Raw genomic sequence first — 15,557 nt, 5'->3', positions numbered from 1 at the left:
GGCGGCGGGGCGTCCGGCGCGGGAGGCACGTCGACAGGCGCCAGGGCGTCCGGGAGGGCCGCCGGCGGCGGAACGTTGGGGTCGAAGGCCGCGGGAGCTGCCGGCGGAGCGTCCGGAGCCGGCGGCGGGGGCGCGTCGGGGGCCCCGATGGGGGGAACGTTCGGGTCAAAGCCCATCGGTTCCGCGGTGGCGGTGGCGGAGGGCACCGTCACCAGGGTGCCGGAGATCGCGGCGAGGATGAGCGTCTTGCGGACGTTCTTCAAATTTCTTCCTTTCGCGGTGCGCGCGCCAAAGCAGACCCACCGGAGTGGGTCGAAGGTTTGGTTGATGCCGAAAAGGTGCTCTGGGACGTGCCGTCTCGTTCGGGCACGACAGCGGCGGGCTCTCGATCTGCCCGGCGGGGTCCTACCCCGGGCCGCGGCGCTTCCATGCCGTCCGCAGCCCCGCTCGCACGCGGGTCCGTGTTTTCAATTTTCGATTACTTATCCGTTAACCCGTTGCGGGCTACCAGGGACCGTACGAAACCCGCGGGCGTTCGTCATCTTCAGGAAACGGATATCTCGGTTCGGTAACGAGCGAATCACGCCGCGATCGCAGAATCATCTCTGCAGGTCAGTCCGGCGTTTTCGCGCCGTGCCCATACGTCGGAATCCCAATCGAATCGTGAGCCGAATCACGCCCTTTTTGTGAGCTGGCACACGCGTTTGCCGGCTCGGCGAGACATCCTGAGTGCGCATATCCCGCCCCGGCGCGCGACGCTGAACCGGCGCAGGATACAACATGATACGTGAGATCGCCTCCGACGCACCGGAACGGACGGACCAGGCGGTCACCGACCCAAAGCTGCTGCACGGCAATGGATTCCGCATTCATAATCCAATTATCAAACGTGCCAACTGTTTTCGATACCAAGCCTGCAATTTGCCGGAACGGTCCCGGATTTCCGCATCGGCGGAGTGCGCGGCTGATTGTCCGGATCCTGAAAACCGCTCCGCACCAAGGCGATTCGACGAAGCGATGGGCCCCGCCGCGGGCGCCATTGCGCAGATAACGACGGACTACGGACTTATGCTCGAAACAAAGACGCGAATTGGCGCGAAGCGATTCATTGAATAGCGCTTCGGTCGCCAATTAAATGGCGGAACCGCTTAGGTCAGACGCGCGCCTGCGTCGCCGCGCGCAGCTCCGCCTCGGTGTTGACGTTGGTCAGGGCGCGCGAATCCCGCAGCACGATCTGCTGCGCATCCGAGGCGTCGATCAGGGCGCTCATTCTGCGCTCGCCGGCGGCGACCAGCGCGTCGATCCGATCGGCGAGATCGGTGCGGTACACCGCGGCCAGGTAGTGGCTGCGGCCGTCCCACGGCAACACCACCTCGGCGTTGGTCTCGGTGGCGAGGTGGACCAGGTCGTCGATGAGTTCGGCGGTCAGTAGCGGCATGTCGACGGCGCTGACGAACGCGAGCCGGGCGCCGGCCTCCGCGGCCGCGCGCAATCCCCGCCCCGTCGCCGACAGCGGCCCCAGCCCCCGCACCTCGTCGCGAATCACACGTGCCTGCAGCGACGGCAGCGGCTGCCCCGGGGCGGCCATCACGAAGACCGGCTCGCAGCGTTGCGCGACGATGCCGACGACGTACTCGGCGAGCGTGCCCGGTCCGCCGGGCCCGGGCAGGGTGGCCTTGTCGCGGCCCATGCGGCGCGACTCGCCCCCAGCGACTATCACCCCGGCCAGTGGCACTGTGTCGGGTCCCTGGTCGGCCATGTCAGTCGACGGTCCAGGTGTCGCGCCCGCGCAGCAGGGATTGCAGCGCGGCGGAATCGAACGGCTTCGACGCCTGCGCGGCGTGGACCTGAGCGCGCGCCGCGTCGTCGTAGGTGGGCCGGCTGATGTTGCGGAAGATGCCCAGCACGGTGTGGTCGAGGTTCTGGTCCGAAAGCCGTGACAGCGCAAACGCGTAGGCCGAGTCGTCGGCGTGCGCGTCGTGCACCACGATCTCGTCGGTGCGCACGTCGGCCGTCTTGGCCACTTCCAGGCTGAAGCCCGACTTCACCACGCAGTATTCGCCGTTGGCGCCGAACACGATCGGCTCGCCGTGGCGGACGTTGATCACCCGCTCCTCGGCGCCCTCCTTGCGCAGCGCGTCGAAGGAGCCGTCGTTGAAAATCGGGCAGTCCTGCAGGATTTCGACGACGGCGGCGCCGCGGTGCTCGGCGGCGGCGCGCAGCACTTCGGTGAGGCCGGCGCGGTCGGAGTCCAGCGCGCGGCCGACGAAGGTCGCCTCGGCGCCCAGCGCCAACGACACCGGGTTGAACGGCTGATCGAGCGAGCCCATCGGCGTTGACTTCGTGACCTTGCCGACCTCGGACGTCGGCGAGTACTGGCCCTTGGTCAGCCCGTAGATCCGGTTGTTGAACAGCAGGATCGTGATGTTGACATTGCGGCGCAGCGCGTGGATCAGGTGGTTGCCGCCGATCGACAGCGCGTCGCCGTCACCGGTGACCACCCACACCGAGAGGTCCTCGCGGGCCAGCGCCAGGCCGGTCGCGATGGCCGGCGCCCGGCCGTGGATCGAGTGGAAGCCGTAGGTTTCCAGGTAGTACGGGAAGCGGCTGGAGCAGCCGATGCCGCTGATGAAGACGATGTTTTCGCGGCGCAGCCCGAGGTCGGGTAGGAAGTTGCGGATCGTGTTGAGGATGACGTAGTCACCACAACCGGGGCACCAGCGCACCTCCTGATCACTGGTGAAGTCCTTGGCCTTCTGCGGCTGGTCCTCGGCGGACAACGCGGGGACCCCGTCGTTCTTGGTAAGCCTCGGGGACAAGCCGAGGTCCGTGCCCGCCAGATTGCCCATCAGGTCGGTCATTCGCTAGCTCCCGCTCCAACCGTCGCTGCCGCCATTCTGGCGACCATCTTCTTGTCTTGCTCGATTTCGGCCAGCGTGCCGCCCAGCGCGGCGCGGATCAGACGCCCGATCTCGTCCGCCAGGAAGGCCACACCCTGGACCTTGGTGACCGATTGCACGTCCACCAGGTACTTGCCGCGCAGGATCAGCGCGAGCTGACCCAGGTTCATCTCCGGGCATACCACCATCGGGTAGCGCCGTAACACGTCGCCGAGGTTCGCCGGGAACGGGCTGAGGTTGCGCAGGTGCGCGTGCGCGACCTTGATGCCTTTGCGCCGGGCGCGCCGGCAGGCCTCGCCGATCGGCCCGTACGAGCTCCCCCACCCGATCAGCAGCAGCTCGGCGTCTCCCGTCGGATCGTCGACTTCCAGGTCGGGCACCGCGATGCCGTCGATCTTGGCCTGCCGAATCCGGACCATGAGGTCGTGGTTGACCGGCTCATAGGAGATGTTGCCGGAGCCGTTCGCCGCTTCCAGGCCGCCGATGCGGTGCTCGAGCCCGGGGGTGCCGGGGACGGCGAATTGCCGGGCGAGGGTCTCCGGGTCGCGGTTGTACGGCTGGAAGGGCTCGTCGGGCTTGGCGAAGGCGTGCGTGATCGGTTGCAGCGAGCCGACGTCCGGGATGCGCCACGGCTCCGAGCCGTTGGCGATCGCGCCGTCGGACAACACGATCACCGGGGTGTGGTAGGACACCGCGATGCGTACCGCCTCGATGGCGGTCTCGAAGCAGTCGGACGGCGAACGCGGCGCGACCACCGCCACCGGGGACTCCCCGTTGCGGCCGTACAGCGCCTGCAGCAGGTCGGCCTGCTCGGTCTTGGTGGGCAGGCCGGTCGACGGGCCGCCCCGCTGAACGTCGATGACCAGCAGCGGCAGCTCGGTCATCACGGCCAGGCCCAGCGCTTCGGACTTCAGCGAAATGCCCGGGCCGGACGTGCTGGTGACGCCGAGGGCGCCGCCGTAGGACGCGCCGATCGCCGCGCAGATGCCGCCGATCTCGTCCTCGGCCTGGAAGGTGATCACGTTGAAGTTCTTGTGCTTGGACAGCTCGTGCAGGATGTCCGAGGCCGGCGTGATCGGGTAACTGCCGAGCACGACCTGGATCCCGGCCAGCTGGCCGGCCGTGACGATGCCGTAGGACAGCGCGGTGTTGCCCGAGATCTGGCGGTATTCGCCCGACGGCAGGACCGCCCGCGAGACCTCGTACGTCGTCCCGAACGCCTCCGTGGTTTCGCCGTAGTTCCAGCCCGCCTTGAGCGCGAGCACGTTGGCCTCGGCGACGTCGGGCTTGCGGGCGAACTTCTCCCGGATGAACCGCTCGCTGGTCTCGATCGGCCGCCCGTACATCCACGACAGCAGGCCGAGCGCGAACATGTTCTTGGCGCGCTGGCCGTCCTTCTTCGACGCGCCGATCGACTCGACGGCCCCGAGCGTCAGCGTCGTCATCGCGACGGAGTGCACGACGTATTCCTCGAGCTCGTCGGTCTCCAGCGGGTTCGTTACGTAGCCCACCTTGGTCAGGTTGCGCTTGGTGAACTCGTCGGAATTCGCGATGACCATTCCGCCGCGCGGCAGGTCCCCGATGTTGGCCTTGAGCGCCGCCGGATTCATCGCGACGAGGACGTCGGGGCGGTCGCCGGCGGTCAGGATGTCGTAGTCGGCGATCTGAATCTGGAACGACGAAACCCCGGGCAATGTGCCTGCGGGGGCGCGGATCTCGGCGGGATAGTTCGGCTGGGTCGCCAGGTCGTTGCCGAAAAGGGCTGCCTCGGAGGTGAACCGGTCGCCGGTCAGCTGCATGCCGTCGCCGGAGTCCCCGGCGAATCGAATGACAACTTGTTCTAGACGCTGGCGGTCCGACCCATTGCGAGAGGAGCCATTGGGAGAATCAGACCCGGCCCCACTGCCGTTCGGATCCACTTATCCGCCTTCCATTCGTTAACCGGATAGGCACTTCGCGCTGGAGCATTAGGGTACGCGCCGCTGGGGCGGCTCCCTGGCCCACAAGCTTGTGTGTCACTGGTAGTACCAATTATGGCACTTCTTTAAGAGAAGCATGGGCGTCTCGAAAGCATTGCATGCAGCGGATTTACGGTTAAATGCCGAAGTCAGCGCGGGCTACTGGTGCGTAGGCAGCGAAAGTGTGGTATTGGTCACGTTGATCGCCTGCCCGACATGCGCTGAGGCGCCGTCTCGGGCATCGCGACGAGATACAACACGAGGCCCGCGGCGGCCAGGGCACCGAGGAAGGCGAAGGCCGCGTCGTAGCCGGCCGCCACCACGATCGAGCCGGCAACCAGGTTCGAGACCGCAGCGCCGATGCCCGTCGCCGCCGTCACCGCACCCAGGCTGATATTGAACCGACCGGTTCCGTGCGTCACGTCCTGCACGACGAGCGGAAACAACGCGCCGAACACACCCGCCCCCACGCCGTCGAGCAGTTGGACGCCCACCAGCCAGTACGAGTTGTCGGACAGGGTGTAGAGAAATCCGCGCGCGGCCAAGACCGCGAAGCCGACCAAGAAAATGGGTTTGCGCCCCCAGGAATCGGCCTTGGCCCCGGCCAGGTAGGCCACCGGGACCATCACGACCTGCGCGGCCACGATGCACCCCGCCATCAGCGCCGTCCCGACGTCTTTGTTGTGCAACGCCAACAGCTGGCCGACCAGGGGAAGCATCGCCGCGTTGGCGAAGTGAAAGGCGATGACCGTGACGGCGAAAATCATCAGCCGGCGATTGTGCAGCAGCACCGCCAGCCGCGACGGCTGCTGGTGCGGCTCGCCCGGGGAGTGGTCCATGCCCCGCGCCACATCGTTGTCGATCGCGTCGGCCGGAATCCGCAGGGTCGCAACGACACTGCCGGCCGCCATCGCGGCGAGTACCCAGAACACCACCGCGGGCCCAAGGAAGTAAGCCAAGCCGCCGGTGACGGCGGCGGCCGAGGCGTTTCCGGCATGGTTGAACGACTCGTTGCGCCCTACCCGGCGCGCGAAGAGACGGGGGCCGACCGCGCCGAGCGTAATGGCGGCCAACGCCGGCGCGAAGACGGAACCGGCGACTCCGGTGAGAGCCTGCAGCACCGAGATCGAATATAAGCCCGGAAACAACGGCATCGCCAACGATCCGGCGGTGACGGTCAGCGCGCCCGCGATGATCACCGCCCGCTTGGCCGTCGTCCGGTCGACCAGCGCGCCGGCCGGCGCCTGAGCGACGATCGCCCCGATGCCGCCGACCGCCATGACGAACCCGATCGACCCCTGGTCCCAGTGATGGGTCACCAGCAGGTAGACCGACAGGTACGGGCCCAACCCGTCACGAACATCGGCCAGCAGGAAGTTGAGCAGGTCCAGCCCGTGCGCCAGGCGCCGCGGAACCTCGGCCGGGCTGTTCAAAGCTTCAGGCGGCCGGAATCAGGGAATTGCTTAGGCGCTCTTGTCGCGGCGTTCGCTGCGCGACGGCTTGCGCGGCACGATCGTCGGCAGGACGTTGTCCTGGACCGTCTCCTTGGTCACCACGACCTTGGCGACGTCGTCGCGGCTCGGGATGTCGTACATCACCGGCAGCAGGACCTCTTCCATGATCGCGCGCAGGCCTCGGGCGCCGGTGCCGCGGTGGATAGCCTGGTCGGCGATCGCCTCCAGCGCGTCGTCGGTGAACTCCAGCTCCACGCCGTCCATTTCGAACAGGCGGGTGTACTGCTTGACCAACGCGTTCTTCGGCTCGGACAGGATCTTGACCAACGACTCCATGTCCAGGTTGGTGACCGACGCGACCACCGGGAGCCGCCCGATGAACTCCGGGATCAGGCCGAACTTGATCAGGTCCTCGGGCATGACGTCGGCGAAGTGGTCGGTGGTGTCGATCTCGGCCTTGGAGCGCACCTCGGCGCCGAAGCCCAGGCCGCGCTTGCCGACCCGCTCATAAATGATCTTCTCCAGCCCGGCGAACGCACCCGCGACGATGAACAACACGTTGGTGGTGTCGATCTGGATGAATTCCTGGTGCGGGTGCTTGCGGCCGCCCTGCGGGGGAACCGACGCCTGGGTGCCCTCCAAAATCTTCAGCAGGGCCTGCTGGACGCCCTCGCCGGACACGTCGCGGGTGATCGACGGGTTCTCGCTCTTGCGGGCGATCTTGTCGACCTCGTCGATGTAGATGATGCCGGTCTCGGCGCGCTTGACGTCGTAGTCGGCCGCCTGGATCAGCTTGAGCAAGATGTTCTCGACGTCCTCGCCGACGTAACCGGCCTCGGTGAGCGCGGTGGCGTCGGCGATGGCGAACGGCACGTTGAGCATCTTGGCCAGGGTCTGGGCGAGGTAGGTCTTGCCGCAGCCGGTGGGGCCGAGCATCAAGATGTTGGACTTGGTCAGCTCGACGGGCTCGGACCGCGAGTCGCGGCCCTTCTCCCCGGCCTGGATCCGCTTGTAGTGGTTGTAGACGGCGACGGCCAGCGTGCGCTTGGCGGTGTCCTGCCCGATGACGTATCCCTCCAGGAATTCCCGGATCTCGGCGGGCTTGGGCAGTTCGTCGAGCTTGACGTCGTCGGCGTCGGCGAGTTCCTCTTCGATGATCTCGTTGCAGAGGTCTATGCACTCATCGCAGATGTACACACCGGGGCCAGCAATGAGTTTCTTGACTTGCTTTTGGCTCTTCCCGCAGAACGAGCACTTAAGCAGGTCACCGCCGTCTCCGATGCGCGCCATGGTGCTGAGGGCCTACTTCCTGTTCGCCGTTCGTCGTGCTATGCCGCATGTATTCCCCGACGCTACCCGCTTGCTTGGGCCCCCCGCGACCATTACCGCCGAATCGCGTCGTTGGTATTCATGTCCGTTGTCTGCATGAAACATATAGGCAGACGGCGCCCCTCACTCGCCGAGACGCGCAATCCGTGTTTTTGGCGTGTCGCGCTCGTTACCCGATCGAGTCCAGTGGGCTGCCACAACCCTACAGTTATCGAGTGGGATTGGCTTTCGGTTTTGGAGGGCCAACCGAGCCCGTGCTGATCGGCGACGGCGGCCTGGCCACCGAGCTGGAGGCGCGCGGGCACGATCTTTCGGACCCGCTGTGGTCGGCCAGGCTGCTTACAGACGCGCCGCAGGAGATCGTCGCCGTGCACGCCGCGTTTTTCCGGGCCGGCGCCGCGATCGCGACCACGGCCAGCTATCAGGCGTCGTTCGAGGGTTTCGCGGCTCGCGGAATCGACCGGGACGAATCCGCCGCCCTGCTGCGCCGCAGCGTCGAGCTGGCGAAGGCGGCGCGCGCCGAAGCCGGCGCGGGCGGGCTGATCGTCGCCGCCTCCGTCGGCCCGTACGGCGCGGCGCTGGCCGACGGGTCGGAGTATCGCGGCCGCTACGGCCTGTCGGTCGCGGAGTTGCGGCGCTGGCACCGGCCGCGGCTGGAGGTCCTGGCCGCCGCCGGCGCCGACGTGCTGGCGTGCGAGACGGTGCCCGACGTCGACGAGGCCGAGGCGCTCGTCGATCTGGTCCGCTCCGCCGGCGTGCCGGCGTGGCTCAGCTACACCATCGAGGGGGCGACGACCCGCGCCGGACAACCGCTGGCCGAGGCGTTCGCGGTGGCCGCCGGCGTCCCGGAGATCGTCGCTATCGGCGTCAACTGCTGCGCGCCCGGCGACGTGCTGCCCGCGATCCCGCTGGCCCGCGCGGTCGGCAAGCCGGTGATCGTCTATCCGAACAGCGGCGAGCGCTGGGACGGACGCGCGTGGGTCGGTCGATCGCATTTCTCGGCGCGCTTGGCCGAGCAGTGGGCGGCCGCCGGTGCTCGCATCATCGGCGGCTGCTGCCGTGTGGGGCCGGCCGACATCGCCGAAGTGTCGAGGGCGCTTGCATCGAGCCTGTAATTTCGCCGCACGCTACTCGCACTTTCCCTGCAGCATTACAGGCTCGGCGAGGTGTCAGGCCGTCTGCGCGGAGAGCTTGCGGTATTCCAGGACGGTGTCGATGATCCCGTAGTCCTTGGCCTCTTCGGCCGTCAGGATCTTGTCCCGGTCGGTGTCCTTGCGGATGACCGACGCGTCCTTGCCGGTGTGGCGGGCCAACGTGGTCTCCATCAGCGTGCGCATCCGCTCGATCTCGGCGGCCTGGATCTCCAGGTCGGAGAACTGGCCCTGGATCACGCCGGACAGCGACGGCTGGTGGATCAGCACGCGGGCGTTGGGCAGCGCCATCCGCTTGCCCGGCGTCCCGGCGGCCAGCAGCACCGCCGCCGCCGACGCGGCCTGGCCCAGGCACACGGTCTGAATGTCGGCGCGCACGTATTGCATGGTGTCGTAGATCGCCATCAGCGAGGTGAACCCGCCGCCGGGCGAGTTGATGTACATGGTGATGTCGCGGTCCGGGTCCAGCGACTCCAGCACCAGCAGCTGCGCCATGATGTCGTTCGCCGACGCGTCGTCGACCTGCACGCCGAGGAAGATGATGCGCTCCTCGAACAGCTTGTTGTACGGGTTGGACTCCTTGACACCGAAGCTGGAGTGCTCGATGAACGACGGCAGGATGTACCGCGCCTGGGGTTGCATTTCGGGATTCACTGGGCTTCTCCGTTGGTGATGTGAGCGGCGCGGGTGATGATGTGGTCGACGAAACCGTATTCGAGGGCTTCCTGGGCGGTGAACCAGCGGTCGCGGTCGGAGTCGGCCTCGATCCGTTCGATGGACTGGCCGGTGAATTCGGCGTTGAGCCGGAACATCTCCTTCTTGATGACCGTGAACTGCTCGGCCTGGATGGCGATGTCGGCCGCGCTGCCGGTCACCCCGCCCAGCGGCTGGTGCATCAGGATCCGGGCGTGCGGCAGCGCGTAGCGCTTGCCCTTGGTGCCGGCCGCGAGCAGGAACTCGCCCATCGAGGCGGCCATGCCCATCGCGTATGTGGCGATGTCGCAGGGCGCCAGCACCATGGTGTCGTAGATCGCCATCCCGGCGCTGATCGATCCGCCCGGGGAGTTGATGTAGAGCGAGATGTCCTTGTCGGCGTCCTCCGCGGCGAGCAGCAGGATCTGCGCGCACAGCCGGTTGGCGACCTCGTCGTTCACCTCCGAACCCAGGAAGATGATGCGCTCGGAGAGCAAGCGCTCATAGACCGAGTCCGTGAGGTTGAGCCCCTGCGAGGGCGAACGCATGTCAGTCACGACTGGGTTACCTGCTTTCTCGAGTTCTTCTCTGTTCCGACCCTAACCAACCAAGCCCGCCGTGTGCCGGTCGCGCGCCCCCTGAAATGGGCCCGTTCGCTCACAGCGTCATCGCGGGTCACTTTGCCTCGTCGTCGGCCTCAGCGGTTTCGTCGGCGTCCTCGGAATCCTTAGCCTCGTCGGCCGCCTCGACCTCGTCGGCGTCGTCCGGAGCCTCCGCGGCCTCGTCCGGGGCTTCGCCCCGCTTGCCGAAGAACTCGCTCGTGTCGATGGTGTTGCCATCGGTGTCGGTGACGGTCGCCGCCTCCACCGCCGCCGCGACGGCCAGTCCGCGGCGCACGTCGGCGAACATGGCCCCCAGCTGGTTGTTCTCCTGCAGGTAGGTGAACAGCTGCTGCGGCTCGATGCCGTACTGCCGGGACGTCATCACCAGTCGCTCGGTCAGGTCCTCCTGGCCGACCTGGATTCCCAGCTCGTCGGCCAGCGCGTCCAACAACAGCTGCTTCTTGACGTCCGACTCGGCGGCGTTGTGCGCGTCGACCTCGAACTGCTGGCGCGACTTACCCTGCTCGCGCAGCGCCTCCGCGAACTTGGCCTCGTCGTGCTCGAAGCTGTGCAGCGCGTTGTGCACCGCGCTGTCGACCTGAGCCTTCACGATCGCCTCGGGCAGCGGCACGTCGACCTGCTCGAGAATCGCGTCGATCGTGGCGTCGCGGATCTGCTCCGCCTGCTGGGCGCGCTTGACCCGGCCCACCTGCTCGCGAAGGTTGGACCGCAGCTCGTCGATCGTGTCGAACTCGCTGGCCAATTGGGCGAACTCGTCGTTGAGCTCGTCCAGCTTGCGCGCCTTGATCGACCGGACGGTGACGGTGACCTGCGCGTCTTCGCCGGCGTGTTCGCCGGCCGCCAGCTTCGCGGTGAACTCCTTCGACTCGTCGAGGGAGAGCCCCACCACCGCGTCGTCGAGCCCGGCGATGAGCCGGCCGGAGCCGACCTCATAGGACAGCCCCTCGGCGCCCGCGTTCGGCACGTCCTCGCCGCCGACTGTGGCCGACAGGTCGATTGAGAGGAAGTCGCCCTGCTCCACCGGGCGGTCCACCTCTTCCAAGGAGGCGAACCGCGCGCGCAACGACTCCAGTTCGGCGTCGACGTCGTCGTCGCTGACCTCGATCGGGTCGACCGAGACCTTCAGCGAGCCGAGGTCGGGAAGGGTGATCTTCGGACGCACGTCGACCTCGGCGGTGAACGCCAGCTCCTCGCCGTACTCCTTCTTGGTGACCTCGATCTCGGGCTGGCCGATCGGCTCGACCTCGGCCTCGGCGACCGCTTGTCCGTACCGGGCCGGCAGCGCGTCGTTGACGACCTGGTCGAGCATCGCCTCGCGGCCGAAACGCGCCTCGAGCAGCCGGGCCGGCGCCTTGCCGGGCCGGAATCCGGGCAGCCGGACCTGCTTGGCCAGCTCCTTGTAGGCGCGTTGGAAATCGGGCTCGAGTTCGGTGAACGGCACCTCAACGTTGATGCGCACCCGGGTGGGGCTCAACTGCTCGACGCTGCTCTTCACGGGTGTGCTCCTCGGTATTCGGTGGATCGGCGCAGTATTGGTCGGGGTGACAGGATTTGAACCTGCGGCCTTCCGCTCCCAAAGCGGATGCGCTACCAAGCTGCGCTACACCCCGCGCTGACCTCGCAGATCCTACGGCCCTTCACCGCAAAGGTGGCCGTCGGCTCCGCAGCGACCGTCAAGACGTGCGGGACCTCACGGGGCGATCACAAAACCGCTTCGATTAGATTTGATGTTCGCCGCCAGATACAGTCTCGCTCGACTAAAACTTGCGGGCGTAGCTCAATGGTAGAGCCCTAGTCTTCCAAACTAGCTACGCGGGTTCGATTCCCGTCGCCCGCTCGGGCTGATGCTTGCTCGACAGAAAGGCGCCATGAGCGACGTCGAACTGAAGGGCTCATGTGCTTCCGACTTCGTCGGTGTGCGCGACGCGTTCGAGCGCAACTTTGTGCTGCAGGGCGAGGTTGGGGCGGCCGTCGCGGTGTGGGTCGACGGGGAGCTCGTCGTCAACCTCTGGGGCGGTTGGGCCGACGCCGCTTGCACCCGGCCGTGGCAACAGAACACCCTGACGACGGTCCTGTCGGGCACCAAGGGGATGACGGCCACCTGCATCCACCAGCTGGCCGACCGCGGCGAGCTGGACTTGTACGCGCCGGTGGCGCGCTATTGGCCCGAGTTCGCACAGGCGGGCAAGGAAGCCATCACGCTGGCCATGGTGATGAGCCACCGCTCCGGCGTCATCGGGCCGCGCACCCGGATGCGCTGGGAGGACGTCGCCGACTGGGACTTCGTCTGCGGGCAGCTCGCCGCCGCCGAACCGTGGTGGGAGCCCGGCACCGCGCAGGGCTACCACATGACCACGTTCGGCTTCATCCTCGGCGAAGTGTTCCGCCGCGTCACGGGCCGCACCGTCGGCGAGTACCTGCGCACCGAGATCGCCGAACCGCTCGGCGCCGACGTCCACATCGGCCTGTCGCCCGCCGAGCAACGGCGCTGCGCCGAGCGGGTCAACAAGCCGCACGCCCGGGACCTGCTGGCCGAAGCGCAGGCGCCCGGCTACCCGACCAGCCTGACCGAACACCCCAAGGCGGCGCTGTCGATATCGATGGGCTTCGCCCCCGACGACGAACTCGGCTCGCACGACCTGGAGCTGTGGCGCCAGCTCGAGTTCCCCGGCACCAACGGCCAGGTGTCGGCGCTGGGACTGGCGACGTTCTATAACGGGCTCGCGCAGGAGCGGCTGCTGACCCGCGAGCACATGGAACGGGTCCGGGTGTCGCAGGGCGGCTTTGAAACCGACCTGGTGCTGGGCCCGCGCGTCGCCGACCACGGCTGGGGCCTGGGCTACATGCTCAACCAGCGGTGCGTCAACGGCCCCAATCCCCGCATCTTCGGCCACGGCGGCCTGGGTGGCTCATTCGGGTTTGTCGACCTCGAGCACCGAATCGGCTACGCATACGTGATGAATCGCTTCGACGCCACCAAGGCCAACGCCGACCCGCGGAGCGTCGCGCTGAGCGACGAGGTCTACGCCGCGCTGGGCGTCATCGAGCGCGCCCAAACGTAAGACCGCACCCCGCCGAACCGTTGCCGACGGGGCGCGGTCATTCGGTCAACGGATCAGCGATGGTCCCAACCAGGACCGCCGGGTCCGCCCGGGCCGCCGGGGCCACGCCACGGTTCGGGGTGCGGGTTGGGGCCCGGCCCCCGCCAGTTGTCATGGCAGTGCCCGCGGTCCCAGTTGTCTCCCCATCCCGGGTCCCAGAAGTCCCCGGGGCACCATTGCGGGAACGGCCCGGGCTGCGCTTGCGCCTCGGTGGCGGCGCCCAGCCCCGCCAGGCCCAGACCGACGAAAATCGCGAAAACGGTTGCAACTAAACGTGGAAGGAGTTTCACGGCGCAATTCATACCCGACCGAAGCCGCGCCCAAACAGTAGACGCCGGCGTTTCTTGCTTGGGGTTTCCTGTCAGTGGCAGGATTCCGTCACTTCTGGCAATTGGGGCACCAGAACACGTTTCGGCCCTCGAGCACTTGGGTGCGGATCGGTCCGCCGCACACGCGGCACGCCTCCCCCGCGCGCCGGTACACGTAGGTGCGTGGCCGCCCTTGCCGGTACGACGGCGGGCCGTGGTCGTGTTCGGGCAGCACCACGACGATCTGGCCGCGCCGCAAACCGACCTTCATCAGCGCCACCAGATCGGTCCACGCCGCGTCGAACTCCGCCTCGCCGATCGCGCGGCCGGGCCGGAACGGATCAATGCGGTGGCGGAACAGCAACTCGTTCCGGTAGACGTTACCCACGCCGGCGATCACGGTCTGGTCCATCAACAGCGCGCCAATGGGCTTGCGTGACTTGCTGATTCGAGCCCACGGCCACGCCGGGTCGGCATCGCTGCGCAGCGGGTCGGGACCGAGCTTGGCCACCACGTCGCTGACCTGAGCTTCGTCGATGACCTCGCACACCGTCGGGCCACGCAGGTCGGTGCCGTAGTCGGCGCCGACCATCCGCATCCGCACCTGTCCGACCGGTTCGGGCAGCGGGGCATCGTGGGGCCGCTCCCACTCGGTGAAGGCGCCGTACAACCCGAGGTGCACGTGCACGATGGGGCCGCCGTCATAGTGGTGAAACAGGTGCTTGCCCCAGGCGCTAGTGCGCCGCAGCACCCGGCCGTCGACGACGGCCGCCGCGTCCGCGAACCGGCCCTGCGGGCTGGACACAGCGACCGCCGTCCCGCGGTATCGGCGCTGATGCAGCCGGGCCAGCCGGTGCAGGGTGTGCCCTTCGGGCATCTCTTAAGCCGGGGCGCCGGGCACCGGCGGCGCCTGGTGGGTGCGTTCGTATTCGGCGAGGATGTCGATACGCCGTTGGTGGCGTTCGGCTTTCGACCACTGCGCGCTCAGGAAGGCATCCACGATCGTCAACGCCTCCTCGACGGTGTGCATGCGGCCGCCGATGCCGATCAACTGCGCGTTGTTGTGTTCGCGCGCCAGGGTCGCGGTCTCGACGCTCCACGCCAGCGCGCAGCGCGCTCCCGGCACCTTGTTGGCGGCGATCTGCTCACCGTTGCCCGACCCGCCGAGCACGATGCCCAAGCTCTCCGGGTCGGCTACCGTGCGCGTCGCGGCCGCGATGCAAAAGGCCGGGTAGTCGTCCTCGGCGTCGTAGCTGAACGCTCCGCAATCGATCGGCTCGTGCCCGGATTCCTTGAGGTGGGAGATGATCTGCTGCTTGAGCTCGTATCCGGCGTGGTCAGAACCCAGGTAGACGCGCATGCCCGCCATCTTTACAGCCGCGCGCCCGCCGGGGCCAGTCGAGGGTCTAGTCGAACTGGGGCGGCTCGGTGCGGGTCCGCTTGAGCTCGAAGAAGTGCGGATACGAGGCGAAGGTCACCGAGGCGTCCCAGAGCTTGCCCGCTTCCTCGCCGCGCGGGATCTTCGAGATCACCGGCCCGAAGAACGCCACACCGTTGACGTGGATGGTCGGTGTGCCGACGTCGTCGCCGACCGCGTCCATCCCCTCGTGGTGGCTCTTGCGCAGCGCCTCGTCGTAGTCCTCGCTCTGCGCGGCCTCGGCGAGCTCCGCCGGCAGGCCGGCGTCGGCCAGCGACAGCTTGATGACCTCCTCGAGGTTCTTGTTGTCCTCGTTGTGGATCCGGGTGCCCATCGCGGTGTACAGCGGGTCCAGCACCTTGGCGCCGTGGGCCTGCTCCGCGGCGATCGCCACCCGCACCGGCCCCCAGGCGTGCTTCATCATCTCGCGGTACTTGTCGGGCAGGCCTTCGCGGTTTTCGTTGAGGATGGCCAGGCTCATGACGTGGAAGTGCACCTCGATGTCGCGAACCTTCTCCACCTCGAGGATCCAGCGCGACGTGATCCAGCACCAGGGACACAGCGGGTCGAACCAGAAATCGGCTCGGTTTTTCTCGTTGGTCTTCTCGGACATAGCGCGGTCC

Annotated in this window: 15 protein-coding genes, 2 tRNA genes and 1 pseudogene; 4 read left to right on the top strand and 14 right to left on the bottom strand. The window is 67.5% G+C overall.

Annotation, left to right across the window (positions count from 1 at the left end; genetic code table 11):
• Window positions 1-263, bottom strand: a pseudogene (locus N415_RS06230) (resuscitation-promoting factor RpfE); the annotation flags it as partial.
• A 517-nt stretch (window positions 264-780) separates the two neighbouring features.
• Between N415_RS06230 and N415_RS31320 the strand changes: the two are divergent.
• The gene (locus N415_RS31320; protein ID WP_152531262.1) at window positions 781-1,116 is read left to right on the top strand and encodes a hypothetical protein; all 336 of its coding nucleotides are present in this window, start codon (window positions 781-783) and stop codon (window positions 1,114-1,116) included.
• A 37-nt stretch (window positions 1,117-1,153) separates the two neighbouring features.
• Here the strand turns inward: N415_RS31320 and mobA are convergent, their stop codons facing one another.
• The 5 genes from mobA to clpX form a co-directional block, all read right to left on the bottom strand.
• On the bottom strand, window positions 1,154-1,759 hold the full coding sequence (mobA, locus tag N415_RS06225) for a molybdenum cofactor guanylyltransferase (protein ID WP_068178361.1): 606 nt from the start codon (window positions 1,757-1,759) through the stop codon (window positions 1,154-1,156).
• Between the two features lies 1 nt (window position 1,760).
• Window positions 1,761-2,861, bottom strand: coding sequence for a 2-oxoacid:ferredoxin oxidoreductase subunit beta (locus N415_RS06220; RefSeq protein ID WP_068104042.1), 1,101 nt, complete (start codon window positions 2,859-2,861; stop codon window positions 1,761-1,763).
• The gene (locus tag N415_RS06215; RefSeq protein ID WP_081665093.1) at window positions 2,858-4,819 is read right to left on the bottom strand and encodes a 2-oxoacid:acceptor oxidoreductase subunit alpha; all 1,962 of its coding nucleotides are present in this window, start codon (window positions 4,817-4,819) and stop codon (window positions 2,858-2,860) included. The genes N415_RS06220 and N415_RS06215 overlap by 4 nt, the downstream gene beginning before the upstream one ends.
• Window positions 4,820-5,052: 233 nt before the next feature.
• A complete protein-coding gene (locus N415_RS06210; RefSeq protein WP_068178356.1) occupies window positions 5,053-6,291 on the bottom strand; it encodes an MFS transporter in 1,239 nt (412 codons plus the stop codon).
• A gap of 30 nt (window positions 6,292-6,321) precedes the next feature.
• Complete coding sequence (gene clpX, locus N415_RS06205; protein ID WP_067159263.1) at window positions 6,322-7,602, bottom strand: ATP-dependent Clp protease ATP-binding subunit ClpX; 1,281 nt, start codon at window positions 7,600-7,602, stop codon at window positions 6,322-6,324.
• Window positions 7,603-7,856: 254 nt separating this feature from the next.
• Here clpX and mmuM point away from each other — a divergent pair, with 254 nt between their 5' ends.
• Complete coding sequence (gene mmuM, locus N415_RS06200) at window positions 7,857-8,756, top strand: homocysteine S-methyltransferase (RefSeq protein ID WP_068178354.1); 900 nt, start codon at window positions 7,857-7,859, stop codon at window positions 8,754-8,756.
• 54 nt (window positions 8,757-8,810) lie between these two features.
• On the opposite strand, the gene clpP2 is transcribed toward mmuM, so the two are convergent.
• The 4 genes from clpP2 to N415_RS06180 form a co-directional block, all read right to left on the bottom strand.
• Window positions 8,811-9,434 (bottom strand): ATP-dependent CLP protease proteolytic subunit ClpP2, encoded by a 624-nt coding sequence (gene clpP2, locus N415_RS06195; protein ID WP_142281919.1) that lies wholly within the window; start codon window positions 9,432-9,434, stop codon window positions 8,811-8,813.
• Between the two features lie 8 nt (window positions 9,435-9,442).
• On the bottom strand, window positions 9,443-10,033 hold the full coding sequence (clpP1, locus tag N415_RS06190; RefSeq protein WP_067159269.1) for an ATP-dependent CLP protease proteolytic subunit ClpP1: 591 nt from the start codon (window positions 10,031-10,033) through the stop codon (window positions 9,443-9,445).
• Between the two features lie 127 nt (window positions 10,034-10,160).
• On the bottom strand, window positions 10,161-11,603 hold the full coding sequence (tig, locus tag N415_RS06185) for a trigger factor (RefSeq protein WP_068178352.1): 1,443 nt from the start codon (window positions 11,601-11,603) through the stop codon (window positions 10,161-10,163).
• A gap of 38 nt (window positions 11,604-11,641) precedes the next feature.
• Window positions 11,642-11,718, bottom strand: a tRNA-Pro gene (locus N415_RS06180).
• A gap of 156 nt (window positions 11,719-11,874) precedes the next feature.
• On the opposite strand from N415_RS06180, the gene N415_RS06175 reads away from it, so the two are divergent.
• Window positions 11,875-11,945: transfer RNA gene (locus N415_RS06175), tRNA-Gly, on the top strand.
• 31 nt (window positions 11,946-11,976) lie between these two features.
• Window positions 11,977-13,170: a serine hydrolase domain-containing protein gene (locus N415_RS06170; RefSeq protein ID WP_068178349.1), complete on the top strand. Its 1,194-nt coding sequence runs from the start codon at window positions 11,977-11,979 to the stop codon at window positions 13,168-13,170.
• Between the two features lie 53 nt (window positions 13,171-13,223).
• Here N415_RS06170 and N415_RS30485 read toward each other — a convergent pair whose 3' ends face one another.
• The 4 genes from N415_RS30485 to N415_RS06155 all read right to left on the bottom strand — a co-directional run bounded on the left by N415_RS30485 (window position 13,224) and on the right by N415_RS06155 (window position 15,547).
• Window positions 13,224-13,499: a hypothetical protein gene (locus N415_RS30485; protein ID WP_239645460.1), complete on the bottom strand. Its 276-nt coding sequence runs from the start codon at window positions 13,497-13,499 to the stop codon at window positions 13,224-13,226.
• 88 nt (window positions 13,500-13,587) lie between these two features.
• Window positions 13,588-14,394: a DNA-formamidopyrimidine glycosylase family protein gene (locus N415_RS06165; RefSeq protein WP_068178347.1), complete on the bottom strand. Its 807-nt coding sequence runs from the start codon at window positions 14,392-14,394 to the stop codon at window positions 13,588-13,590.
• A gap of 3 nt (window positions 14,395-14,397) precedes the next feature.
• On the bottom strand, window positions 14,398-14,877 hold the full coding sequence (locus N415_RS06160) for a ribose-5-phosphate isomerase (RefSeq protein WP_068178381.1): 480 nt from the start codon (window positions 14,875-14,877) through the stop codon (window positions 14,398-14,400).
• Between the two features lie 46 nt (window positions 14,878-14,923).
• Window positions 14,924-15,547, bottom strand: a complete 624-nt coding sequence (locus N415_RS06155) for an Rv2466c family mycothiol-dependent reductase (protein ID WP_068178345.1) — start codon at window positions 15,545-15,547, stop codon at window positions 14,924-14,926.
• Window positions 15,548-15,557: the final 10 nt, after the last annotated feature.

The sequence above is a fragment of the Mycobacterium sp. UM_CSW genome (genome assembly GCF_000455205.1).
Classification (GTDB): Bacteria; Actinomycetota; Actinomycetes; order Mycobacteriales; family Mycobacteriaceae; genus Mycobacterium.
This window is presented reverse-complemented; position numbering and strand designations above follow the sequence as displayed.

What these genes read in the sequence shown, in the direction of transcription:
- N415_RS31320 (WP_152531262.1), top strand. Translation starts at nt 781, where the DNA reads ATGATACGTGAGATCGCCTCCGACGCACCGGAACGGACGGACCAGGCG.
- mobA (WP_068178361.1), bottom strand. Translation starts at nt 1,759, where the DNA reads ATGGCCGACCAGGGACCCGACACAGTGCCACTGGCCGGGGTGATAGTC.
- N415_RS06220 (WP_068104042.1), bottom strand. Translation starts at nt 2,861, where the DNA reads ATGACCGACCTGATGGGCAATCTGGCGGGCACGGACCTCGGCTTGTCC.
- clpX (WP_067159263.1), bottom strand. Translation starts at nt 7,602, where the DNA reads ATGGCGCGCATCGGAGACGGCGGTGACCTGCTTAAGTGCTCGTTCTGC.
- clpP2 (WP_142281919.1), bottom strand. Translation starts at nt 9,434, where the DNA reads ATGCAACCCCAGGCGCGGTACATCCTGCCGTCGTTCATCGAGCACTCC.
- clpP1 (WP_067159269.1), bottom strand. Translation starts at nt 10,033, where the DNA reads ATGCGTTCGCCCTCGCAGGGGCTCAACCTCACGGACTCGGTCTATGAG.
- N415_RS06170 (WP_068178349.1), top strand. Translation starts at nt 11,977, where the DNA reads ATGAGCGACGTCGAACTGAAGGGCTCATGTGCTTCCGACTTCGTCGGT.
- N415_RS06165 (WP_068178347.1), bottom strand. Translation starts at nt 14,394, where the DNA reads ATGCCCGAAGGGCACACCCTGCACCGGCTGGCCCGGCTGCATCAGCGC.
- N415_RS06160 (WP_068178381.1), bottom strand. Translation starts at nt 14,877, where the DNA reads ATGCGCGTCTACCTGGGTTCTGACCACGCCGGATACGAGCTCAAGCAG.
- N415_RS06155 (WP_068178345.1), bottom strand. Translation starts at nt 15,547, where the DNA reads ATGTCCGAGAAGACCAACGAGAAAAACCGAGCCGATTTCTGGTTCGAC.